Genomic DNA, 22,209 nt, shown 5'->3' with positions numbered 1-22,209 from the left:
GCCCCCTGCCGAAGCAGGGGGCCTTCACCGGTGGCTGGACACGGCATCGATCCGTGGACCTTTCGATTTTCAGTCGAACGCTCTACCAACTGAGCTATCCAGCCGTGGCGACCCTGACGGGACTTGAACCCGCGACCTCCGCCGTGACAGGGCGGCACGCTAACCAGCTGCGCTACAGGGCCATGTTGAATTGCTGTGGTGTTGCTCAGTACTACTTGCTCGCTCACTCGGAGAGTGACCCCAACGGGATTCGAACCCGTGCTGCCGCCGTGAAAGGGCGGTGTCCTAGGCCACTAAACGATAGGGCCGCAAGTGGTGCTTCGCGCTACCGATGGACAAGCATACGGATGCCTCGGGGGGTTCGCAAATCGGGCCCCGTTCCCGCGGAATCCCCGGCGTGTCGCGCCCGTCCGGCATGGGGTGTCGAGGTTGCGGTGCGAGCATCGTCGTCGGCTCCGCGCCCCTCGTCCGAGGGGCTGCGGGGCTGCGACACCTGTTGTTACTGTTGCGTCTGTTAACAGTGTTACGTGCGTGAGCCTTGCCGCGCTGTTACGAAATCGAGATACATGTCGACCTCACCTTCGCTCTCCCTCCGCAACCGCAGCCGCCTCGTCGCCGCCGCGGTCGCCGTCGCGCTCGCGGGCAGCACCCTCGCGGTCCTCGCCCCGGCGACGTCGGCCAGCGCCGCGAGCTACCCGAGCTGGTCCGAGGTGCAGAAGGCCAAGTCCTCGACGAGTGCCCAGCAGGCGAAGGTCACCGAGATCAAGTCGCTCATCTCGACGCTGAAGACGGAGGCTGCTGCCAAGCAGAAGGCCGCGCAGGCCGCCGGCGAGGCCTACCAGGCCGCACAGAACGAGTACGACGAGGCAACGCTCGAGCAGAAGACGCTCCAGTCCCAGGCGGACGACGCCGAACAGACCGCCGCCCAGTCCGAGGAGCAGGCCGGCCAGCTCGCCGCGCAGCTCGGTCGCGCCAGCGCCAACGACGTGACGACCGACATCCTCACGCACCCCTCGGACTCCGGTGACCTGCTCTACGAGCTCGGCGCCATGTCGAAGCTCAGCGAGCAGGCCGACGGCATCTACTCGCAGGCGTCGCAGGACCGCGGCACCGCCCAGGCGCAGGCCGACAAGGCGGACAAGGCCAAGGCGGCCCTGGGCGACCTCGCCGACGCGGCCCAGTCGAAGATGCAGCAGGCCCAGGGTGCTGCCGACGCGGCACAGACGGCGGTGGACGCCCAGAACGACAACGAGTCGCGGCTCGAGGCCCAGCTGACCGCCCTCACCACGAAGCAGCGCGGGGTCGAGGCCGACTACCGCAAGGGCGTCGCCGCCGAGAAGGCACGACAGGCGCGCATCGCCGCGGCTGCGGCCAAGGCAGCCGCGAAGGCCGCGGCGACGAGCCAGGGCGGCACCGGCGGCGGGACGGCCAACTCGGCCGGGTGGGTCCGGCCGGCCGGCGGCTTCCAGACGAGCGGCTACGGCATCCGTGTCGACCCGTACACGCACTACACGGCACTGCACGCCGGGGTCGACCTCGCTCCCGCCTGCTACGCCCCGATCTACGCCGCCCACGACGGCACCGTGACCTTCGCGGGCAACGGCGGCGGGTACGGCAACGAGGTCATCCTGGACAACGGCGGCGGCATCTCGACGGCCTACGGGCACATCGTCGACGGCGGGATCATGGTCGCGAACGGCCAGCACGTCTCCGCCGGGCAGCAGATCGCCAAGATCGGTTCGACCGGCTGGTCGACCGGGTGTCACCTCCACTTCGAGACCCGGGTCAACGGTGCTGCCGTCGACCCGGTCCCCTTCATGGCAGCGCGGGGGATCTCGGTATGAGCATCAGCGCAGCCGGGATGCGTTGACCCCGCCATGATCCTGTCCGCTCGCTCGTTCTCCTGCGGGATCGCCACCGTCGCCGTGCTCGGCATCGGGCTGTCGGTCGTCGTCGCGGGACCCGCCCAGGCCGCGCCGTCGGCGCCGTCCTGGGACGACGTCAAGGCCGCGAAGTCGGATGCCGCCGACGCGCAGCAGACGGTGGACGAGCTGAGCGACCGGCTGTCCTCACTGCAGGACGCCGCGGACCGCGCAGGCATCGTCGAGCAGCAGGCCGGGCAGGCGTACGCCCTCGCCGCATCGCAGCAGCAGGAGGCGAAGGACACCCTCGCCGACCTGTCCGCGCAGTCGAAGCGCGCGAAGGACAAGGCGGACGACTCCGCTGGTCAGGTGGCCGCGCTCGTGGTCGAGCTGTCCCGCACGGGCGGCGGCGACCTGTCGACGACGATGCTCACGGACGCGTCCGACTCCGGGGACCTGCTCTACCGCGTCGGCACGATGTCGCACCTGTCCGAGCGATCGGCGACGATCCTCGCGCAGGCCCGCTCCGACCAGAAGACGGTGGACTCGCTCGCCGACCAGCAGGCCGTCGCCACGACGGCGCTGAGCAAGGCGACCGAGGCGACGAAGACCGCCTTCGCCACCGCCAACGACGTCTCGGCCGACGCCCAGGCCCGGGTGCAGAAGCAGCAGGACCAGCAGGACGAGGTCCTCCGCCAGCTCGCGTACCTCAAGGGCACGAGTGTCGCGACGGAGAGCGCCTACTGGAGTGCGCAGCAGGCCAAGGCGGCGGAGACCGCCCTGGCGGCCCAGACGAGCGGCGGCAACAGCAGCAGCAGCACCAACAACAGCAGCGGCAGCGGCAGCACCACCAACAACAACAACAACGGCGGCGGCACCAACAGCGGCACGAACCCGAGCACCGGCTCCGGTACGAGCCCGAGTACCGGCGGCGGCACGACCACCCCGTCGCGTCCGAGCACCCCGTCGAAGCCGAGCACGCCGGCCGCACCCGCACCCGCGCCTGCGCCCGCCAAGCCGAGCACGCCCACCCCCTCGAAGCCGAGCACCCCCGCGCCCACCACCCCGGCGCCGGCCCCGAGCAGCCCCTCGAAGGCCGCCGGTGCGATCTCCTACGCCCGCGGGCAGCTCGGCAAGCCCTACGTCCTCGGCGGCGCCGGCCCGAACACCTGGGACTGCTCCGGCCTCGTCATGATGGCGTACAGCTCGCAGGGCATCGCGACCGGCGGGCACAACGTCGTCTGGCAGTACAACTACTTCGGATCGATCGGCCGCCTCGTGCCGCTCTCGCAGCGCCAGCCCGGCGACATCCTCTTCTACTCGTCGAACGGAACCGCGTCAGGCGGTTACCACGACTCGATCTACACCGGCAACGGGATGATGGTCGAAGCGGCCCGACCGGGTGTCGGCGTGGTCGAGCGGGCGGTCTGGACGCCGAGCCAGCTCCTGCCCTACGTCGCCCGCCCGAGCGGCTCCCTGTAGCCCGCGCCCGGTCGTTCCCAGAACGGCTGCGGTAGCAAGCGAGATCGGGCATACCTGCCCGGATCAAAGGGCCAGGTACGCCCGATCCCACCAGGTACCCCCCCGACCCCGCCCAACAGAACGGCGCCCGCCCTCCGATGGAGAGCGGGCGCCGTTCGCGTGCGGAGCGTCAGTGACCAGCGGGCACGTACGCGGCCTGGCCGGCCTGCACGATGGCCTCGGCCTCGGCGGCGTCGCCCCAGCCCTCGGCCTTGACCCACTTGTTCGGCTCGAGGTCCTTGTAGCGCTCGAAGAAGTGCGCGATCTCGGCCTTCGTCTGCTCGTCGACGTCCGAGATGTCCTGGATGTGCGTCCAGCGCGGGTCCTTCGCGGGGACCACGAGGACCTTCTCGTCCTTGCCGGCCTCGTCGCTCATCTTGAAGACGCCGACCGGGCGCACCTTGACGCCCACGCCGGGGAACGTCGGGAACTCGAGGAGCAGCAGCGCGTCCACGGGGTCGCCGTCGTCGGCCAGGGTCTTCTCGAAGAAGCCGTAGTCGGTCGGGTAGACGAACGACGTGAACAGCACGCGGTCGAGGTAGACGCGACCGGTCTCGTGGTCCACCTCGTACTTGTTGCGGCTGCCCTTGGGGATCTCGACGACGACGTCGTACGCGGCCATGTCTGCACTCCTGGTGTGTCGGTGGGGCTGTCGGTGGTCCCGAGAGCGCGGCTAACGTTACCGGGTGAACTCTCCGCGTCCCCGGCTGGACCCTGCCGTCGCCGAGACCCGCCTGGCGGTCCGCGACCTGCTCGCCACCGCGCTCGACGACGGGGTCGTCGCCGTGGGCGACCTCGTCCTGGTCGCGCTGAGCGGCGGACCGGACTCGCTCGCGCTCGCCGCGGCCACCGCGTTCGAGGCGGGCAAGCAGGGGCTCCGAGCCGGGGCAGTGGTCGTCGACCACGCGCTCCAGGCGGGCTCCGAGGCCGTCGCGAGCCGCGCCTCCCGGCAGGCATCCGAGCTGGGACTCGACCCGGTGACGGTCCGCAGGGTCACGGTCGGCTCCGACGGTGGTCCGGAGGGCGCCGCCCGGGAGGCCCGTCACGCGTCGATCGCGGACGTCGCGTCCGCCACCGGGTCGCGTCTCGTGCTGCTGGGGCACACCCTGGACGACCAGGCCGAGACGGTGCTCCTGGGCCTGCTGCGCGGCAGCGGGCCGGACAGCCTGTCGGGCATGCTGCCGCTCGCGCGGCGGGAGCCGGGGCCGGCGTACGGCCGCCCGCTGCTCGCGGTGCGCCGGCACACGACGCGGCAGGCCTGTGCCGCAGCCGGGCTGGCGCCGTGGCACGACCCGCAGAACGACGACGGCACCTTCGCCCGGGTGCGCGTGCGGAACGCGCTCATGCCGGTGCTCGAGCGCGAGCTCGGTGCCGGGGTACCAGAAGCGCTGGCGCGGACGGCCGACCAGCTCCGAGAGGACTCGGCGGCACTCGACCACTTCGCCGAGGAGATCGCAGAGGACATCGCCGAGCACACCGAGGCCGGCATCTCGCTGTCGGTGCGGGCACTCGCGGCGAACCCGCCCGCGCTCCGGCAGCGGCTCGTGCGCCTGGCGGTCGAGAGCGAGTTCGGGGTGACGCTGTCACGGGTGCAGACGCTCGAGGTCTGCCGGCTCGTCACCGAATGGAGCGGACAGGGACCGATCGACCTGCCGGGTGTCCGGGCGTCGCGATCCGGTGACCGCCTGTCGTTCAGTGCCGGTTAGGCTGGACCGGTGGAACTCTCCGACGTCCAGGCAGACCTGTCCGAAGTCCTCTTCACCCCCGAGCAGATCGACGACAAGCTCGCCGAACTCGCGGCGGTCGTCGACGCCGACTACGCGGGTCGCGACCCGCTGCTCGTCGGTGTCCTGAAGGGTGCCGTCATGGTGATGGCGGACTTCTCGCGCCACCTGAAGATGCAGGCGCGCATGGACTGGATGGCGGTGTCGTCGTACGGCTCCGGCACGAAGTCGTCCGGTGTGGTGCGGATCCTCAAGGACCTCGACACCGACCTGCACGGGCGCGACGTCCTCATCGTCGAAGACATCATCGACTCTGGTCTGACGCTGTCGTGGCTCAAGCAGAACCTGCAGTCCCGCGGTGCCGCGAGCGTCGAGATCGTCGCCCTGCTGCGCAAGCCCGAGGCCGCCAAGGTCGAGGTCGACGTGAAGTACGTGGGCTTCGACATCCCGGACGAGTTCGTGGTCGGCTACGGCCTGGACTACGACGAGCGTTACCGCAACCTGCGCGGCGTGGGCGTCCTGGCGCCCCACGTGTACTCGTAACCCGTCCAGGGGGCACGTGCCTCGGGTCGAGTTCGCCCGCAGAGGACACCCATTCTCGCCACAGAATCGCGGCCGTATGCTGACCTGCACGCAACTTCGGCAGAGAAAGGTGTCGGGCACTCGCGCCCGGATCACATGAACTTCAAGCGCATCTTCCGCGGCCCGTACCTCTACGTGCTGATCGCGCTGGCGGGCATCTTCATCGGCTGGAGCGTCATCAGCCAGGGCAGCACGACCGAGGTCAGCACCCAGAAGGGCCTCGAGCAGCTCGCCGACAGCAAGGTCTCGTCCGCGATCGTCAACTCCACCGAGCAGCGGGTCGACCTGACGCTCCGTGACGGCGACAAGCAGGAGCAGTTCTACTACTCCACGCCCCGCGGCGAAGAGGTCATCCAGGCCGTCAACGACGCCAACCTGCCGAAGGGCTACGACGACCGTGTGCAGCAGGGCAACTGGTTCCTGTCGCTCCTCGGTGTCCTGCTCCCCTTCCTGATCATCGGTGCCCTGTTCTGGTTCCTGCTCTCGAGCGCCCAGGGCGGCGGCTCGAAGGTCATGCAGTTCGGCAAGTCGAAGGCCAAGATCAACAACAAGGAGAACCCGCAGGTGTCGTTCGCCGACGTCGCGGGCTCCGACGAGGCGATCGAGGAACTCCACGAGATCAAGGAGTTCCTGAAGGAGCCGGCGAAGTTCCAGGCCGTCGGCGCCAAGATCCCGAAGGGCGTGCTGCTGTACGGCCCTCCCGGGACCGGCAAGACCCTGCTCGCCCGCGCCGTCGCCGGCGAGGCAGGCGTGCCGTTCTACTCGATCTCCGGTTCGGACTTCGTCGAGATGTTCGTCGGTGTCGGTGCGAGCCGTGTCCGTGACCTCTTCGAGCAGGCCAAGGCGAACTCGCCGGCCATCGTCTTCATCGACGAGATCGACGCCGTCGGACGCCACCGCGGTGCCGGCATCGGCGGCGGCAACGACGAGCGCGAGCAGACGCTCAACCAGCTGCTCGTCGAGATGGACGGCTTCGACGGCAAGACGAACGTCATCCTCATCGCCGCGACGAACCGTCCCGACGTGCTCGACCCCGCGCTCCTGCGTCCGGGCCGCTTCGACCGTCAGATCGGTGTCGACGCCCCGGGCATGGCCGGCCGCAAGCAGATCCTCGAGGTGCACGCGAAGGGCAAGCCGCTCGCCGCGAGCGTCGACCTCGAGCTGCTCGCCCGCAAGACGCCGGGCTTCACCGGTGCCGACCTGGCGAACGTCCTGAACGAGGCCGCGCTGCTGACCGCCCGGTCGAACGCGCAGCTCATCGACAACCGCGCGCTGGACGAGGCCGTCGACCGCGTGATGGCGGGCCCGCAGCGCCGGACCCGGATCATGTCCGACCAGGAGCGCCTGATCACCGCGTACCACGAGGGCGGCCACGCCCTGGCGGCTGCGGCGATGCGGCACACCGACCCGGTCACGAAGATCACGATCCTGCCGCGCGGCCGTGCCCTCGGCTACACGATGGTGCTCCCGCTCGAGGACAAGTACTCGGTCACCCGCAACGAGCTGCTCGACCAGCTCACCTACGCCATGGGTGGTCGCGTCGCCGAGGAGATCGTGTTCCACGACCCCACCACCGGCGCCTCGAACGACATCGAGAAGGCCACCGGCACCGCGCGCAAGATGGTCACCGAGTACGGCATGAGCCAGGCCGTCGGGTCCGTCAAGCTCGGGTCCGGGTCGAGCGAGCCGTTCGTCGGCCGCGACATGAGCGGCGGGACCGGTCGCGACTACTCGGAGAACATCGCCCAGACCGTCGACGCCGAGACCCGTGCGCTGCTCGAGGCCGCGCACAACGAGGCCTACCAGGTGCTCAACGACAATCGCGACATCCTCGACCGCCTGGCCGGCGAGCTCCTCGAGAAGGAGACGCTCGACGCCCCGGAGCTCGTGGAGATCTTCAAGGACGTCCGCAAGCTGCCGGAGCGCCCGCAGTGGCTCTCCAGCGACAAGCGTCCGGTGAGCAACCTGCCCGCGATCGACGTGCCCGGGCAGGCCGCCGCCACCGCAGCGGACCAGTCGGACAGCGAGTCGACCTCGAAGCCCCGTCGTCGCCCCTTCGGCAACCCGGGTATCGCCCCGGCGTAGGGGGCCGGCATGACCGACCTGCCGACGAGACGTGCTCGTCGGCTCGACACCCGCGGCGGTCCGACACCGGACCGCACGCGGGTGTTGGGCATCCTCAACGTGACGCCGGACTCCTTCAGCGACGGCGGGCTGCACCAGGCCTACGACGCCGCCGTGCAGCACGCGCGTGACCTCGTCGCCGCGGGTGCCGACATCATCGACGTCGGCGGGGAGTCCACGCGGCCGGGCTCCGAGCGCGTGCCGGTGCCGGTCGAACAGGAGCGCGTCCTGCCGGTCGTGCGGCAGCTCGTCGCCGAGGGCATCCCGGTGAGCGTCGACACGATGAACGCCTCGACCGCCGAACGGGCCGTCGAACTCGGCGCCGCGATCGTCAACGACGTGTCCGGCGGCCTGGCCGACCCGGACATGGCCCGCGTGGTCGCGTCGACCGGGGCCGGGTTCGTGGTCATGCACTGGCGCGGCCACAGCGACCGGATGTACCGGAACGCCGAGTACGTGCACGCCGTCGACGAGGTCCGGCGCGAGGTCGAGATGCGGGTCGCCGAGCTCATCGTCCTCGGCGTGCGACAGGAACAGGTCGTCATCGACCCGGGCCTCGGCTTCGCCAAGCAGGGCGTGCAGAACTGGGAGATCCTGGCCGGGTACGAGCGGTTCGCCTCGATCGGCCTGCCCGTGCTCGTCGCCGCATCACGCAAGCGGTTCCTGGACGGCGTCGGCAGCCCCGAGGGCGCCCCGCCGAAGGACCGCGACCTCGCCACCGCCGCCATCAGCCTGCTCGCCGCCGAACGCGGCGCGTGGGGGGTGCGCGTGCACGACCCGGCACCGACCCGTGCCGTGCTCGACGTCTGGGACGCCTGGAGGGCAGCTCGCTCGTGAACGACACCATCCGCCTCATCGGGGTCCGCGCGCGCGGCCACCACGGGGTCTTCGACCACGAACGCGCCGACGGTCAGGACTTCGTCGTCGACGTCGCCGTGGAACTCGACGCCCGCGCGGCCTCGGGCAGCGACGACCTCGACGCCACCGTGCACTACGGCGTGCTCGCCGAACAGGTCGTCGCCGAGATCGAGCGCGACCCGGTGGACCTCATCGAGACCCTCGCCGAACGCATCGCGGCCGCTGTGCTGACCCACCGTGCGGCCCTGGCGACCGAGGTCACCGTGCACAAGCCGCAGGCACCCATCACCGTGCCGTTCACCGACGTCTCGATCACCATCCGGCGTGCCCGCGGGGCGACCGTGCCGGACGAGGGAGCAGCGTGAGCCGCGTCGTCGTCGCGCTCGGCGCCAACCTCGGCGACCGGGGGAGCACCCTCCGCGCCGCTGCCCGCGCGGTCGCCGCGCTGCCCGGCGTGCACCCGGTGGCCTCGAGCCACGAGGTCGAGTCGGTCGCCGTCACGCTGGACGGCCGCGACGACACCAAGCCGCGGTACCGCAACGCCGTCGTCGTCGTCGACACCGACCTCGAGCCGCAGGCGTTCCTCGACGCCCTGCACGGCATCGAGGACGAGCACGGCCGGACCCGTGACGTCCGCTGGGGCGACCGGACCCTCGACCTCGACGTCGTCGCCGTCGACGACCTGCGCATCGACACCGCCACGCTCACCGTGCCGCACCCCCGCGCCGCCGAGCGGGCCTTCGTGCTCGCACCGTGGCTCGACGCCGACCCCGCGGCCGTCCTGCCCGGCGTCGGCCCGGTGGCCGACCTGCTCGCCGCCGTGGGGGACGACACCGAGCGCGTCGACGAGCCGCGCCTGTTCGCGGACGTGCGCCGGGCCTCCCGGACGACCGCGGTCCCCGCGACCTCCACGGAAGGGAACGTGACCAGCGCGTGAAGCCGACCCGTCTCTCCACCCTGTTCAGCATCGCCGTCGTGACCGCGGTGGCGGGCTTCGCGTTCGACGCGGTGCTGGCGTCGCGCCAGTCGCCGACGCTGCTGCTCGCCGTACCGCTCGGCATCACGCTCGCGTTCATCGGGGTCGCCGTCGTGCTCATGGCGCGTCCCGTCCGCCGGCACGCCCGCGACGGCGCCGGGCGGCAGCGCCCGGTCGACCCGCTCTACGCCACCCGCGTCGTGGTCCTCGCGAAGGCCTCGAGCATCTGCGGCGCCCTGTTCGGCGGCTTCGCGATCGGGCTGGTCGTGTACCTCCTGACCCGCTCGGTGACGCCTTCGCTAGGCTCGACCCTGCCGAACGTGGTCGCCGTCGGGGGCGGGATCGTGCTGACGGTCTGCGCACTCGTGGCAGAGCGCATGTGCATCGCACCCCCTGGTGACGACGACGAGCCGGGCGACCCCCGCAACGGCACGACGGCGAACTGACCCGAGTACACCCCCTGGAGGCCCGCGATGGCGCGTGAACGACTCGACGAGCCGGGGCTCGGCCTGACCGGCATCGACTGGACCAGGGTGTCCGCCAAGCTCGTGTGGACCGAACTCATCACGACGCTGGTGATCGGGCTCGTGGTGACCGCCGGCCTGGTCCTGATCGGGATCGTGAACGACGGTTTCGGCTCGGGCGCCGGCACGGTCTGGTTGCTCATCGGCATCGTGGTGCTCGTCATCACCCTGGTCACCGCGGCCCTCACGCCCCGCCGTGTCCGCGCGATCGGCTACGCCCTGCGCGACGACGACCTGGTGGTCCGCCGTGGCTTGATGTGGCAGCGCTTCACGGCCGTGCCGTACGGCCGGATGCAGCTCGTCGACGTGGCCAGGGGTCCGCTCGACCGCGCACTCGGTATGAGCGAGCTGAAGTTCGTCACCGCTGCGGCCGCCACGAACGTCCGCATCCCCGGCATCCCGGCCACCGACGCCGACGAGCTGCGCGACCGGCTCGTCGAACTCGCCGAGTCCCGCCGCGCCGGGCTGTAGGGGGTCGCGGTGACCTTCCGACCCGGCCCGCCGCCACCCACCCCGCCCACACGCGGGAACGCCGCTGCGGCCGCGCCCCTGACCGACGGCGAGTGGCACCGCCTGCACCCGCTGACCCCGCTGCTCAAGGGCGGGATCTTCCTGATCGTCATCCTCGGCTACGTGCTGAACAGCCTGCGCGACCAGCTCGTCGAGTTCTTCATCCCCGGCGGCGAGCAGCAGGACGGCGACCCGGTCCGCTACGTGTACGAGCACGGCGTCGTCGGCTGGGTGCTGCTCGGCGTCGCGGTGTTCCTGCTCGTGCTGATCGGGCTGTTCTACCTGTCCTGGCGGATGCACGAGTTCCGGGTCACCGGCGAGATCGTCGAGGTCCGTTCCGGCGTGCTGTTCCGGAACCACCGCAAGGCCCGACTCGACCGGATCCAGGGCATCAACATCTCGCGGCCGCTCATCCCGCGGGTGTTCGGCACCGCGAAGCTCGAGATCGCGCAGGCCGGCAACGACGCCAACGTCCAGCTCGCGTACCTGGGGGTGCGGGCCGCCGACGACCTGCGGTCGCGCATCCTCGTGCTCGCGTCCGGCGCGAAGGACGACGACCGCGGCAGCGGTCCGGCGCGTGCGTCGAACGGCCTGCTGCAGGACCGCGTCGACGAGATGTTCTCGCCGGAACTCGACCCCGCCGCCGTGCACGCGACCCGGATCGTCAAGGTCAAGCCCGGACGCCTGATCGCGTCGATGCTGCTCTCCGGCACCACCGTCTTCATCCTGCTGGCCGTGGCCGCGATGATCGTCAGCGTCGCGCTCACCGGCGAGTACGGGATCCTGTTCGGGCTGTTCCCCGCGGTGATCGGTGCGGGGAGCTACTACGTCCGCAAGTTCTCGCGGTCGTTGCAGTACACGATCGCCGAGACCCGCGACGGCATCCGGATCGGGTTCGGGCTCGTCTCGACCTCGAACGAGACGCTTCCCCCCGGCCGCATTCACGCCGTCAGTGTCGCGCAGCCGCTGCTCTGGCGCCCGTTCGGCTGGTGGGACGTCCGGATCAACCGCGCGACGAACGCCGGCAACGGTGCGTCGAGCAACCAGCAGGCGTCCGCGATCGTGCTGCCCGTCGGCACCGCGGCCGACGTCCGCGAGGTCCTCGACATCATCCTGCCCGGCCTGGTCGGCACCGTCGTCGCCGGCCCCGAGGCGTCCCAGGAGGCCCTGCGGGAAGGCTCCGCCGAGGCCGTCAGCGTCGTCGACGACAGCCTGACCACGAGTGGTGACCAGGGTGGCTTCGTGCACTCCCCACGCCGCGGTGCCTGGCTCCGACCGTTCGCGTTCCGACGCAACGGGTACCGGTTCGTGCAGGGCGCCGTGCTGCTGCGGCTCGGGGCCGTCTGGCGGTCGCTCGTCATCGTGCCGCTGCCCCGGGTGCAGAGCGTCAAGGTCGAACAGGGCCCGCTCGAGCGTGCCTTGCGTCTCGCCGCCGTCCACGTCCACACCGTCGCCGGTCCGGTCTCGGCCCGCGTCGGTGCGCTCGACGCGCGGGACGCACAGCGCCTGTGGTCGGAGACCACCCACCGCGCCGTCGAGGCCGCTGCGGTCGACACGTCCCACCGGTGGCGCGAACGGGAGGCCCGTCCCGCGTCCGCCACGCACGCTGCGGACGTGCCGTGGCCCGAGACCAGTGCCCCTGCCGGGCCCGACGCCGACCACCGGCCCGGCACCGTGCCTCCCGGCCCGGGGTGGAGCGACGTCCCGCCGTCCGGAGCCGTGCGGTGAGGGCCGGGCGCCTGGGCGTCGGCGTCGTCGGCGCCGGACGGGTCGGACCCGTGCTCGGAGCCGCTCTGGCGAACGCGGAGCACGCGGTCGTCGGCGTCACCGCCGTGTCCGCCGAGGGGCGCGACCGTGCCGAGGCCATGCTGCCCGGCGCTCCCGTGCTCGCGACGCCGGACCTGGTCGAGCGGAGCGAACTCGTGCTCCTCGCCGTGCCGGACGACCAGCTGGCCTCGCTGGTGCAGGGCCTGGCGGACGCCGGCATCTGGCAGCCCGGCCAGCTCGTCGTGCACACCAGCCCGGACCACGGTGTCGGCATCCTCGCCCCCGCGATGGCGGCGGGTGCGATCCCGCTCGCCATCCACCCGGCGATGGCGTTCACCGGCACGAGCGTCGACCTGTCGCGGCTGCGAGACGCCTACTGCGCGGTGACCGCACCCTCGCCGGTGCTGCCCATCGCGCAGGCCCTGGTGGTCGAGATGGGCGCCGAGCCGTTCGTCGTCGCCGAGGGGGACCGGCCCGCGTACGCCGACGCCGTCCGCGCCGCCGTGAGCTTCTCGACCGCGATCGTGGACCAGTCGGCGGGAACGCTGTCCGGCATCGGCGTGGACCACCCCGGCCGGGTGCTCGGTGCGCTCGTCCGCTCCGCCGTGGACAACGCGCTGACGGCGGCCGACGGGCAGTCGACGCTGTAGCGAGTCCGGGGCGGGAGCGCGGCGCGGGTAGCATTTCCCCCGACCCCCACGACCATCGGAGCCGCACCCGCATGACCGACGAGACCGCCACCACCGACACCGCGATCGCCGACGCCGCCGCACTGGCCGAGCAGGAGACCAGCGAGCAGCGACAGGTCCGGCTCGACAAGCGCGCGAAGCTGCTCGAGTCCGGCATCGAGGCGTACCCCGCCGAGCTCCCGATCACGACGACGATCCCGGCGGTCCGCGAGCAGTACGCGCACCTCGAGACGGGTGAGGAGACGCAGGACGTCGTCGGCATCGCCGGCCGCATCGTGTTCTCGCGCAACACCGGCAAGCTCTGCTTCGCGTCGCTGCAGTCCGGCGACGGGTCCCGCATCCAGGCGATGGTGTCCCTGGCCGAGGTCGGTGACGAGTCCCTCGCGCGCTGGAAGGAGTTCGTCGACCTCGGCGACCACGTGTTCGTGCACGGCCGCGTGATCTCCTCGCGCCGCGGTGAGCTGTCGATCATGGTCGACGAGTGGGCGATCGCGGCGAAGGCGATCCTGCCGCTGCCGAACCTGCACAACGAACTCAACGAGGAGACGCGGGTCCGTCAGCGCTACCTCGACCTCATCGTCCGCGACGAAGCGCGCGCCACCGTCCGCGCCCGCGCCGCCGTGATGTCCTCGCTCCGCCAGACCTTCACGGCGCACGAGTACCTCGAGGTCGAGACGCCGATGCTGCAGACCCAGCACGGCGGCGCCTCGGCCCGACCGTTCGTGACGCACTCGAACGCGTTCGACACCGAGCTCTTCCTGCGCATCGCGCCGGAGCTCTTCCTGAAGCGTGCCGTCGTCGGCGGCATCGACCGGGTGTTCGAGATCAACCGGAACTTCCGCAACGAGGGCGCCGACTCGTCGCACTCGCCCGAGTTCGCCATGGTCGAGGCGTACCAGGCCTACGGCAACTACGAGCAGATGGCCGACCTGACCCAGGAGCTCGTGCAGAGCGCTGCGCGGGCGGTCACCGGTGGCTCGCTCGAGGTCACCCTGCCCGACGGCAGCACCTACGACCTCGGCGGCGAGTGGCCGCGCATCGACATGTACGGCTCGCTGTCCGAGGCCGCCGGGCGCGAGATCACCCCCGAGACCCCGCTGTCCGAGCTGCAGGAGCTCGCTGCGGCCGAGGGTGTCGAGGTCGCGCACGCCACGCACGGCAAGTACGTCGAGGAGCTCTGGGAGCACTTCGTCATCGACTCGCTCGACCGCCCGACGTTCGTGATGAACTTCCCGGTCGACACCTCGCCGCTCACCCGCGAGCACCGCACCCGTCCCGGCATCGTCGAGAAGTGGGACCTGTACGTCCGCGGCTTCGAGCTCGCGACCGCCTACTCCGAGCTCGTCGACCCCGTCGTCCAGCGGGAGCGCTTCGTCGAGCAGGCGAAGCTCGCGGCCGGCGGCGACCCCGAGGCGATGCGCGTCGACGAGGAGTTCCTGCGGGCCCTCGAGCACGCGATGCCGCCGTCCGGCGGCATGGGCATGGGCGTCGACCGCCTGCTGATGGCGATCACCGGCCTCGGCATCCGCGAGACGATCCTGTTCCCCTTGGTGAAGTAGCCCGCACACAGTTCGGCGGCGCCGGGGCGGGGTACGATGCTCCGGTGCCGCATGGAGTCGTGACCGGGATCATCTTCGCCCTGACGCCGACCATCGTCGTCGGCCTCATCTTCTGGTTCGTGATGCGTGCCATCATGCGGGCCGACCGCACCGAGCGTGCCGCCTACGCCAAGGTCGAGGCCGAGGAGCGCGCCCGCTTCGAGCGCGAGCACGGCGTCCCCGCGCCGGCACCGGCATCCGCCGAGTAGCTGCGCCGCCACGCTGCCGCACCCCGCAGGCTGCTGACCCCGCCCTGGTCACCAGCCTGGACTCCTGTGCGCCCTCGATCGGTCACGCACCGTTCACCTCGCCGTCGCGCGCCCGGGTGAGCATCGTCCGCATGGCAACCACACACCCCTTCACGGGTCGCAGCCTCGTCGGCGACATCGAGAGCGAGTACGACGAGTTCGACCGAGACGCCGACCTCGAGGCGTCCAAGCGCCGGGACGGGTGGCTCGAACCCTCCTGGTGACCCCCACCCCTTCGGTTTTCGGGGTACGACCACCGGATCGCACTGATCCGGGCGGACGTACCCCTTTTGCATGTCCAGAAGGCGCGGTACGGCGGGGTACAGATTCGGAAACGCGTGAGAAACACCCTTGCAACGCCGGAAACATCACGTCACACCCTTGATCCGCCGCAGTTCGGGGGACCACACTGACGGCAGTGCTGTACCCCACGGGGGACGGTATCGACCGCGAATCACGGAGAAGCCTGAGAATCATTCCGATCGGTTTGTGGGGTACACCTCCGGACCGCTTTACTCATCAACACCCCCAAGCACGACCCCCCAGCACCACCGCACGAAGCCATCACCGCCGAACGCAGGGAGCAACACCATGACGATCGCAACGGCTGCACCGAGCACCACCCGCCGCGCCACCACGAAGAAGGCAGCGGCATCCAAGACCCAGGGCGCCGAGTCCACGACCACCTCCCTCGACACCGAGGTCGAGGCCGACGAGCAGCTCGCCGGCGTCCGCGGTGCTTCGGTCGACCAGGTCGGCGACTACCTGCGCCACATCGGCCGCCTCTCGCTCCTCACCGCCGAGGAAGAAGCGCAGATCGCCCGCCGCATCGAGGTCGGCCTCTTCGCCGAGGAGAAGCTCGCGACCGAGAAGGGCCTCGCGAAGACCCTGCAGCGCGAACTGCGCTGGCTCGTCCGCGACGGTGAGCGCGCCAAGGAGCGCATGATCACCTCGAACCTCCGCCTGGTCGTGAGCATCGCCAAGCGCTACTCGCAGCGTGGCCTGCCGTTCATGGACGTCATCCAGGAGGGCAACCTCGGTCTCGTCCGCGCGGTCGAGAAGTTCGACTTCACGCAGGGCTACAAGTTCTCGACCTACGCCACCTGGTGGATCCGCCAGGCGATCTCGCGTGGTCTCGCCGACAAGGCCCGCACGATCCGCATCCCGGTGCACACCGTCGAGCTGATCAACAAGATCTCCCGCACCGAGCGCGACCTGACCGTGGACCTCGGCCGTGCGCCGATGCCCGACGAGGTCGCCGCCGAGCTGAGCATGACCGTCGAGGAGCTCGTCGACCTCAAGGGCCGCTCGCACGAGCCGGTGTCGATCCACACGGTCGTCGGTGACTCGGACGACAGCGAGCTCGGCGACTTCATCGAGGACGAGGACGCTGCGTCCCCGAACGAGCTCACCGAGACCACGCTCCTGCACCGCGACATCCGTTCGATCGTCGCCGAGCTGCCGAGCGAAGAGGCCAACGTGATCCGCATGCGCTACGGCCTCGACGACGACAAGCCGATGACGCTCGACGAGATCTCGAAGATCGTGCACACGACCCGTCAGGCCGTCAGCCGAGTGGAGTCGCGCGCCAAGCTGCGCCTGTTCGCCAAGGCGGTCTCGCAGGACATGCAGCTGTACCTGACCGACTGAGGTCAGCAGGCTTCGGCCGGCGTCCGCGTCGGCAGGGGAACCCGGGTCGTTCTGTGGGAAGGCGATCCGGTGGGGTGATGGGAAGGCCCGCTCGAGCACTGTTCGAGCGGGCCATTCGCCGTTCCGGGGCGGAACGGTGCCCGGGACCGCTACTGGTCGAGTTCGCGACCGAGCTTCTGCCGCAGGTCGCTGGGGATCAGTTCGATGAGCTGGTCGGGCCGCACCGGCAGGTCGAGCAGGCTGAGCTTCACCCGGCCGGTGCGTCCGTGCCGCTCGGCGTCGAGCCGGACGACGCTGCCGGCGTCCTTGCGGAGCCGGACGTCGATCTGCGCCCCGGTGGCGACCTCGCCGACGACGAGCCCGTCGACCTCGAGTGCAGCGCTCCTGGTGCCCTCGGCGATGTCGAACCGGTAGCGCTCGCGGGCGGCGAGCACCACGGCGCGGTCGATCCCCGCCATCGGTGCGACGGGCGTCACGACGGACCCGGAGAGTGCGGGGGAGAGCACCGGGCCACCGGCGGCGTAGTTGTACGCGGTGGAGCCCGCCGGGGTTGCGGCGACGATGGCGTCGGCGCGGTAGTACCCGTAGCCGAGGCCGCCGACGCTGAGGTCGGCCGACACCTGGCCGGAACCGGGACGCCGCACGATGGTGAGGTCGTTGAAGGCCAGGTAGTCGGTGCGCGCGCCGCTCCAGGACAGGCGGGCCTCGAGCGCATGGTGCGGCTCGAGCTGGTACTCGCCGGCGGACAGTCGGTCGAGCGCGGCCTCGAGCTCCGGCGGCTCGATCTCCACCAGGAACCCGACGTTGCCGTAGTTCACACCGAGCACCGGCACCGGACGCTTCGCCACGAGTCGCATCGCGCCGAGCATGGTGCCGTCACCGCCGAGGGCGACGACGAGGTCGACCCGTTCGGTGAAGTCGTCGTCCTCCACCGCGGTGATGCCCCCACCGATGCGCTGGGCGTCGGCGCGGCGGGCGACGAGTTCGCCGAGCCCGGACGCGTTCCAGCGCTGCAGGGTCGTGACGGACTCCTGCACGTTCTTGGTCGGGTGGACGACGAGGCCGACGACGGGCTGATCCATGACCGGATGGTACCGAGCCGTGCTGAACCGAGGGGTGTGCAATTGTCATTGCATGCGATATTCTGAATACATGCAGATCGCTCAGCTGTCCGTCGCCCTGCCCACCGTCCGCCAGGGCCGCGAGATCGTGCTGCTCGCCGACCTCGAGTCCCACGAGACGGGCTTCGGCTTCGTCGACGCGGAGCACCTCCTGCTCGCCGCCGTCACACTGTGCAGCGGGATGCCCCGCTTCCGCCCGGCCCTCGACGCACACGGGGTGAGCCCCGAGGCGGTCCGCGCCGAGATCAGCGTCTTCGTCGGTGCGCGGGCGTCGTGCCCCGACGAGCACGACCGGGTCGCCTGCACGCCGGCGGCGGCACGGGTCCTCGCCCGGGCCGCCGTCCTCGCCGGCCCCGCCGAGCGCGTCCGCCCGGTGCACGTCCTGCTCGCCGTCCTCGACGGGGTCGACGACCCCTTCATGGGGTCGGCGCACGACGTCATCGACGCCCTGGGCGTCGAGCCGCGCCGCTTCCGGCGTGCCCTGCGCCGAGCAGCGCGTCGCGCCTGAGTTCGCTCACTGCGCACATCGCGCAGTGAGGTCACGCCCACGGCGAACAGGGGCAGCCCCCACGGGGAGCGCTGGTTACTCTCGGAGTACGTGACCGGACTCAGACGAGACCGGACCAGCTGTCGGCTCCGTCAGAAAGGGCCAAGGGAGAGCACATGTTCGAGAGATTCACCGACCGAGCCCGTCGGGTTGTCGTCCTCGCTCAAGAAGAAGCGAAGATGCTCAACCACAACTACATCGGCACCGAGCACATCCTCCTCGGCCTGATCCACGAGGGCGAGGGTGTTGCCGCCAAGGCGCTGGAGTCGCTCGGCATCTCGCTCGACGCCGTCCGCGAGCAGGTCCAGGACATCATCGGCCAGGGCCAGCAGCAGCCGACCGGGCACATCCCGTTCACGCCGCGTGCCAAGAAGGTGCTCGAGCTGTCCCTGCGCGAGGCGCTGCAGCTCGGCCACAACTACATCGGCACCGAGCACATCCTGCTCGGCCTGATCCGCGAGGGCGAGGGCGTCGCAGCCCAGGTCCTCGTGAAGCTCGGCGCGGACCTGAACCGGGTCCGCCAGCAGGTCATCCAGCTCCTGTCCGGCTACCAGGGCAAGGAAGCGGTCGCCGTCGGCGGCGAGCAGCAGCAGAACGGCCAGCAGCAGGGTTCGCAGGTCCTCGACCAGTTCGGCCGGAACCTCACCCAGGCCGCTCGTGACGGCAAGCTCGACCCCGTCATCGGGCGCGAGAAGGAGATGGAGCGGGTCATGCAGATCCTCTCCCGCCGCTCCAAGAACAACCCCGTCCTGATCGGTGAGCCCGGCGTCGGCAAGACCGCGGTCGTCGAGGGCCTCGCTCAGGCGATCGTCAAGGGCGACGTGCCCGAGACGCTCAAGGACAAGCAGCTCTACTCGCTCGACCTCGGGTCGCTCATCGCCGGGTCCCGCTACCGCGGTGACTTCGAGGAGCGCCTCAAGAAGGTCACGAAGGAGATCCGCACCCGCGGCGACATCATCGTCTTCATCGACGAGATCCACACCCTCGTCGGTGCCGGTGCTGCCGAGGGCGCGATCGACGCCGCCTCGATCCTCAAGCCCCTCCTCGCCCGCGGTGAGCTCCAGACGATCGGTGCCACCACGCTCGACGAGTACCGCAAGCACTTCGAGAAGGACGCCGCACTCGAGCGTCGCTTCCAGTCGGTGCAGGTCAACGAGCCGTCGCTGCCGCACACGATCAACATCCTCAAGGGCCTGCGCGACAAGTACGAGGCGTTCCACAAGGTGTCCATCACCGACGGTGCGATCGTCTCGGCCGCCAACCTGGCGGACCGCTACGTGCAGGACCGCTTCCTGCCGGACAAGGCCATCGACCTGATCGACGAGGCCGGCGCACGCCTGCGGCTGTCGATCCTGTCGGCGCCGCCGGAGCTCCGCGAGTTCGACGAGAAGATCTCGACGGTCCGCGGGCAGAAGGAAGCCGCCATCGAGGAGCAGGACTTCGAGAAGGCCGCCTCGCTGCGCGACGAGGAGAAGAAGCTCCTGGGTGAGCGTCTCCGCCTCGAGAAGCAGTGGCGTGCCGGTGACGTCGCCGCGTCCGGCACCGTCGACGAGGGCATCATCGCCGAGGTCCTGGCGCAGGCCACGGGCATCCCGGTGTTCAAGCTCACCGAAGAGGAGACCTCGCGTCTCGTCTTCATGGAGAAGGCGCTGCACCAGCGGGTCATCGGTCAGGAAGAGGCCATCTCGGCCCTGTCCAAGACGATCCGCCGCACCCGCGCCGGCCTCAAGGACCCGAACCGCCCCTCGGGCTCGTTCATCTTCGCCGGGCCCACGGGTGTCGGCAAGACCGAGCTCGCCAAGGCGCTCGCCGAGTTCCTGTTCGACGACGAGGGCGCACTGATCTCCCTCGACATGTCGGAGTTCGGTGAGAAGCACACCGTCTCGCGTCTGTTCGGTGCTCCTCCCGGGTTCGTCGGGTTCGAGGAGGGCGGCCAGCTCACCGAGAAGGTGCGCCGCAAGCCGTTCTCCGTGGTCCTGTTCGACGAGATCGAGAAGGCCCACCCGGACATCTTCAACTCGCTGCTGCAGGTGCTCGAGGAAGGCCGTCTCACCGACGGTCAGGGCCGCGTGGTCGACTTCAAGAACACCGTCATCATCATGACCACGAACCTCGGTTCGCAGGGCATCGCCGGTGGCCCGGTGGGCTTCCAGGTCGAGGGTGACTCGGCCGTCGGCTACGACCGCATGCGCGGCAAGGTCAACGAGGAGCTGAAGAAGCACTTCAAGCCCGAGTTCCTGAACCGTGTCGACGACACGATCGTGTTCCCGCAGCTGTCGCAGTCCGAACTGCTGCAGATCGTGGACCTGTTCGTGAAGCGCCTCGCCGACCGTCTGCTCGACCGCGACATGACGGTGGAGCTCACGCTCCCCGCCAAGGAGCAGCTCATCAAGGTCGGGTTCGACCCGTCCCTCGGTGCACGCCCGCTCCGTCGCGCGATGCAGCACGAGGTCGAGGACCAGCTGTCCGAGCACATCCTGCAGGGTGAGCTCAACGCCGGTGACCACGTGAAGGTCGACTTCGTCGACGGTGCGTTCCACTTCGAGACCGGGCGTCAGCCGGGCCGCGAAGAGGTCCTCGCCGGCGCAGCCGCGGTCGAGACCGCAGCGGACGCGCCCCAGGGCGAGATCGAGTCCTAGGACCCGACACCAGACAGACGGGAGGCCCGGTGCCAGCTGGCACCGGGCCTCCCGTCCGTCATCGTGTCGGTCCAGATCCCGGATCGCCGATGCGCGCGTCCCGCGTCCACGGACCCCCGTCCGGGGGTACGGTGGAACCAGCGCGCGAGACGTTCCCCCCAACTCCTCGCGCGTCGCACTCGATCGGTTCCCCCCAACGGATCGAGTCGCTGCCGGCCCCGGTCTGTTCGCAGACCGGGGCCGTTGCACGTCCGCTACGCGATGGCGGGCAACGTCTCGACGAAGTGGCGGACCGCGTCCTCCCAGCGCTCCGGGTCCTCGTTCCACTCGAGCGTGTGCGGTGCCGTGCGGAAGGCGACGGCGGTGGTGTGCGGGCGTGCGGTGATCGCGGCCACGTCGTCCGCTGCGACCAGTGCATCGGCCTCGGAGTGGACCACGAGCGTCGGCGTCGTCGCGTCCTGCCAGGCCGTGGTCGTGACCGGTGCCGACGCTCCCGCCAGGCGGGACAGCACCGGGGTCGTCGCGATGCGCGCAGCGACGGTGCCGACGAAGGCGGGCAGGCGTGCCCCACGGACCGCTCCGCGGAGTGCCGACGCGACGTCGAGCAGCGGCGAGACGGCCACGATCCCATCGACGTCGACCCGGCCGGCGGCGACCGAGCAGGCGAGGGCGCCGGCGGACCACCCCTGCAGCACCACGCGGCGGGCGCTTCGGGCGCGGGCGGCGCGGACCGCGGCGACGATGCGGTCTGCAGCCCCCGGGTCGAGCGACCGGAGCGGCAGGTCCGTTGTGTCGAGGACCTCGGACGTCGCGCCGAGGCCGCGCCAGACACCGACGCCGCGGAGGACCTGCCGCGGCCCGAGGGACTGGCCGTGCACGTGGACGACGTGGGTCGTGGCGGCCTCGGGCTCGGCGCCGGGGACGTCGGCCGGCCCGTCGTACCGCAGGGCGTCCCAGGCCCAGTCACCGGTCGCCACGGTGCCGGTGACGCGGCGGCGGATGGTGTCCCCGCTGGGGCCGGTCTCGGTGCTCGCGGCGACGAGGGCACCGACCTGGACGCGGGCGTCGTCGCGCTGCAGGTCGTACGTGCCCGGCAGGCGGGTGTCGCGCGTCGCGACGAGTTCGACCTCGGTCCCGGTGCTGCTCCGCACGGTGGCGGTCGCCGTGTACGGGGCGGGGAAGAGCAGTCGTCGGGCGACGACGGCGCCCAGTCCGAGCGTCCCGACCGTGCCGACTGCCATTCCGAGTGCGGTTCCGAGTGCGGTCGTG

At 70.7% G+C, this 22,209-nt stretch carries 21 protein-coding genes and 3 tRNA genes; 18 read left to right on the top strand and 6 right to left on the bottom strand.

From position 1 onward, the window contains the following. Positions 1-31: 31 nt before the first annotated feature. The 3 genes from EDF63_RS02910 to EDF63_RS02900 all read right to left on the bottom strand — a co-directional run bounded on the left by EDF63_RS02910 (position 32) and on the right by EDF63_RS02900 (position 308). Positions 32-104 (bottom strand) — tRNA-Phe (locus EDF63_RS02910). 1 nt (position 105) lies between these two features. After that, positions 106-182: transfer RNA gene (locus EDF63_RS02905), tRNA-Asp, on the bottom strand. A gap of 53 nt (positions 183-235) precedes the next feature. Then, positions 236-308 (bottom strand) — tRNA-Glu (locus EDF63_RS02900). Between the two features lie 258 nt (positions 309-566). Here EDF63_RS02900 and EDF63_RS02895 point away from each other — a divergent pair. Together EDF63_RS02895 and EDF63_RS02890 are read left to right on the top strand one after the other, a co-directional pair. After that, a complete protein-coding gene (locus tag EDF63_RS02895; RefSeq protein ID WP_123311043.1) occupies positions 567-1,844 on the top strand; it encodes a M23 family metallopeptidase in 1,278 nt (425 codons plus the stop codon). Positions 1,845-1,877: 33 nt separating this feature from the next. Further along, a complete protein-coding gene (locus EDF63_RS02890; RefSeq protein ID WP_123311041.1) occupies positions 1,878-3,344 on the top strand; it encodes an NlpC/P60 family protein in 1,467 nt (488 codons plus the stop codon). A gap of 169 nt (positions 3,345-3,513) precedes the next feature. On the opposite strand, the gene EDF63_RS02885 is transcribed toward EDF63_RS02890, so the two are convergent. After that, on the bottom strand, positions 3,514-4,005 hold the full coding sequence (locus tag EDF63_RS02885) for an inorganic diphosphatase (RefSeq protein WP_111086931.1): 492 nt from the start codon (positions 4,003-4,005) through the stop codon (positions 3,514-3,516). A gap of 64 nt (positions 4,006-4,069) precedes the next feature. Between EDF63_RS02885 and tilS the strand changes: the two genes are divergently transcribed. The 14 genes from tilS to EDF63_RS02820 all read left to right on the top strand — a co-directional run bounded on the left by tilS (position 4,070) and on the right by EDF63_RS02820 (position 16,633). Beyond that, a complete protein-coding gene (gene tilS / locus EDF63_RS02880) occupies positions 4,070-5,089 on the top strand; it encodes a tRNA lysidine(34) synthetase TilS (protein WP_123311039.1) in 1,020 nt (339 codons plus the stop codon). 9 nt (positions 5,090-5,098) lie between these two features. Further along, a complete protein-coding gene (gene hpt, locus EDF63_RS02875) occupies positions 5,099-5,650 on the top strand; it encodes a hypoxanthine phosphoribosyltransferase (RefSeq protein WP_111086933.1) in 552 nt (183 codons plus the stop codon). A gap of 135 nt (positions 5,651-5,785) precedes the next feature. Continuing rightward, positions 5,786-7,774: an ATP-dependent zinc metalloprotease FtsH gene (ftsH, locus tag EDF63_RS02870; RefSeq protein ID WP_123311037.1), complete on the top strand. Its 1,989-nt coding sequence runs from the start codon at positions 5,786-5,788 to the stop codon at positions 7,772-7,774. A gap of 9 nt (positions 7,775-7,783) precedes the next feature. Beyond that, the gene (folP, locus tag EDF63_RS02865; RefSeq protein WP_185021087.1) at positions 7,784-8,650 is read left to right on the top strand and encodes a dihydropteroate synthase; all 867 of its coding nucleotides are present in this window, start codon (positions 7,784-7,786) and stop codon (positions 8,648-8,650) included. Further along, a complete protein-coding gene (folB, locus tag EDF63_RS02860; RefSeq protein WP_123311035.1) occupies positions 8,647-9,036 on the top strand; it encodes a dihydroneopterin aldolase in 390 nt (129 codons plus the stop codon). The genes folP and folB overlap by 4 nt, the downstream gene beginning before the upstream one ends. Further along, a complete protein-coding gene (gene folK, locus EDF63_RS02855; RefSeq protein WP_123311033.1) occupies positions 9,033-9,608 on the top strand; it encodes a 2-amino-4-hydroxy-6-hydroxymethyldihydropteridine diphosphokinase in 576 nt (191 codons plus the stop codon). The genes folB and folK overlap by 4 nt, the downstream gene beginning before the upstream one ends. Beyond that, positions 9,605-10,093, top strand: a complete 489-nt coding sequence (locus EDF63_RS02850) for a DUF3180 domain-containing protein (RefSeq protein WP_123311031.1) — start codon at positions 9,605-9,607, stop codon at positions 10,091-10,093. The genes folK and EDF63_RS02850 overlap by 4 nt, the downstream gene beginning before the upstream one ends. A 27-nt stretch (positions 10,094-10,120) precedes the next feature. Further along, positions 10,121-10,642 carry a PH domain-containing protein gene (locus EDF63_RS02845; protein ID WP_111086938.1) on the top strand — a complete coding sequence of 174 codons (522 nt, stop codon included), beginning with the start codon at positions 10,121-10,123 and terminating at the stop codon, positions 10,640-10,642. Between the two features lie 9 nt (positions 10,643-10,651). Then, positions 10,652-12,409: a PH domain-containing protein gene (locus tag EDF63_RS02840; RefSeq protein WP_123311029.1), complete on the top strand. Its 1,758-nt coding sequence runs from the start codon at positions 10,652-10,654 to the stop codon at positions 12,407-12,409. Then, positions 12,406-13,098 (top strand): Rossmann-like and DUF2520 domain-containing protein, encoded by a 693-nt coding sequence (locus EDF63_RS02835; protein ID WP_222659121.1) that lies wholly within the window; start codon positions 12,406-12,408, stop codon positions 13,096-13,098. The genes EDF63_RS02840 and EDF63_RS02835 overlap by 4 nt, the downstream gene beginning before the upstream one ends. A gap of 71 nt (positions 13,099-13,169) precedes the next feature. After that, on the top strand, positions 13,170-14,696 hold the full coding sequence (gene lysS / locus EDF63_RS02830) for a lysine--tRNA ligase (protein ID WP_123311025.1): 1,527 nt from the start codon (positions 13,170-13,172) through the stop codon (positions 14,694-14,696). A 44-nt stretch (positions 14,697-14,740) separates the two neighbouring features. Then, positions 14,741-14,944 carry a hypothetical protein gene (locus EDF63_RS02825; RefSeq protein WP_111086942.1) on the top strand — a complete coding sequence of 68 codons (204 nt, stop codon included), beginning with the start codon at positions 14,741-14,743 and terminating at the stop codon, positions 14,942-14,944. A gap of 131 nt (positions 14,945-15,075) precedes the next feature. After that, positions 15,076-15,207: a hypothetical protein gene (locus EDF63_RS18910; protein ID WP_258373406.1), complete on the top strand. Its 132-nt coding sequence runs from the start codon at positions 15,076-15,078 to the stop codon at positions 15,205-15,207. A 367-nt stretch (positions 15,208-15,574) separates the two neighbouring features. Continuing rightward, complete coding sequence (locus EDF63_RS02820; RefSeq protein WP_123311023.1) at positions 15,575-16,633, top strand: sigma-70 family RNA polymerase sigma factor; 1,059 nt, start codon at positions 15,575-15,577, stop codon at positions 16,631-16,633. A gap of 149 nt (positions 16,634-16,782) precedes the next feature. On the opposite strand, the gene EDF63_RS02815 is transcribed toward EDF63_RS02820, so the two are convergent. Further along, the gene (locus EDF63_RS02815) at positions 16,783-17,715 is read right to left on the bottom strand and encodes an NAD(+)/NADH kinase (RefSeq protein ID WP_123311021.1); all 933 of its coding nucleotides are present in this window, start codon (positions 17,713-17,715) and stop codon (positions 16,783-16,785) included. A 70-nt stretch (positions 17,716-17,785) separates the two neighbouring features. Here EDF63_RS02815 and EDF63_RS02810 point away from each other — a divergent pair, with 70 nt between their 5' ends. Continuing rightward, positions 17,786-18,262, top strand: coding sequence for a Clp protease N-terminal domain-containing protein (locus EDF63_RS02810; RefSeq protein ID WP_185021263.1), 477 nt, complete (start codon positions 17,786-17,788; stop codon positions 18,260-18,262). Between the two features lie 155 nt (positions 18,263-18,417). Continuing rightward, a complete protein-coding gene (locus EDF63_RS02805) occupies positions 18,418-20,940 on the top strand; it encodes an ATP-dependent Clp protease ATP-binding subunit (protein ID WP_123311017.1) in 2,523 nt (840 codons plus the stop codon). 254 nt (positions 20,941-21,194) lie between these two features. On the opposite strand, the gene EDF63_RS02800 is transcribed toward EDF63_RS02805, so the two are convergent. Next, complete coding sequence (locus tag EDF63_RS02800) at positions 21,195-22,181, bottom strand: hypothetical protein (RefSeq protein ID WP_123311015.1); 987 nt, start codon at positions 22,179-22,181, stop codon at positions 21,195-21,197. Positions 22,182-22,209 lie beyond the last annotated feature (28 nt).

The sequence above is a fragment of the Curtobacterium sp. JUb34 genome (assembly GCF_003755065.1).
GTDB lineage: Bacteria > Actinomycetota > Actinomycetes > Actinomycetales > Microbacteriaceae > Curtobacterium.
This window is presented reverse-complemented; position numbering and strand designations above follow the sequence as displayed.

Bases quoted from the DNA above. Each gene is read 5' to 3' on its own strand.
- EDF63_RS02895 (WP_123311043.1), top strand. From the start codon at position 567: ATGTCGACCTCACCTTCGCTCTCCCTCCGCAACCGCAGCCGCCTCGTC.
- EDF63_RS02890 (WP_123311041.1), top strand. From the start codon at position 1,878: ATGATCCTGTCCGCTCGCTCGTTCTCCTGCGGGATCGCCACCGTCGCC.
- EDF63_RS02885 (WP_111086931.1), bottom strand. From the start codon at position 4,005: ATGGCCGCGTACGACGTCGTCGTCGAGATCCCCAAGGGCAGCCGCAAC.
- ftsH (WP_123311037.1), top strand. From the start codon at position 5,786: ATGAACTTCAAGCGCATCTTCCGCGGCCCGTACCTCTACGTGCTGATC.
- folP (WP_185021087.1), top strand. From the start codon at position 7,784: ATGACCGACCTGCCGACGAGACGTGCTCGTCGGCTCGACACCCGCGGC.
- EDF63_RS02845 (WP_111086938.1), top strand. From the start codon at position 10,121: ATGGCGCGTGAACGACTCGACGAGCCGGGGCTCGGCCTGACCGGCATC.
- lysS (WP_123311025.1), top strand. From the start codon at position 13,170: ATGACCGACGAGACCGCCACCACCGACACCGCGATCGCCGACGCCGCC.
- EDF63_RS18910 (WP_258373406.1), top strand. From the start codon at position 15,076: ATGGCAACCACACACCCCTTCACGGGTCGCAGCCTCGTCGGCGACATC.
- EDF63_RS02820 (WP_123311023.1), top strand. From the start codon at position 15,575: ATGACGATCGCAACGGCTGCACCGAGCACCACCCGCCGCGCCACCACG.
- EDF63_RS02815 (WP_123311021.1), bottom strand. From the start codon at position 17,715: ATGGATCAGCCCGTCGTCGGCCTCGTCGTCCACCCGACCAAGAACGTG.
- EDF63_RS02810 (WP_185021263.1), top strand. From the start codon at position 17,786: ATGCAGATCGCTCAGCTGTCCGTCGCCCTGCCCACCGTCCGCCAGGGC.
- EDF63_RS02805 (WP_123311017.1), top strand. From the start codon at position 18,418: ATGTTCGAGAGATTCACCGACCGAGCCCGTCGGGTTGTCGTCCTCGCT.
- EDF63_RS02800 (WP_123311015.1), bottom strand. From the start codon at position 22,181: ATGGCAGTCGGCACGGTCGGGACGCTCGGACTGGGCGCCGTCGTCGCC.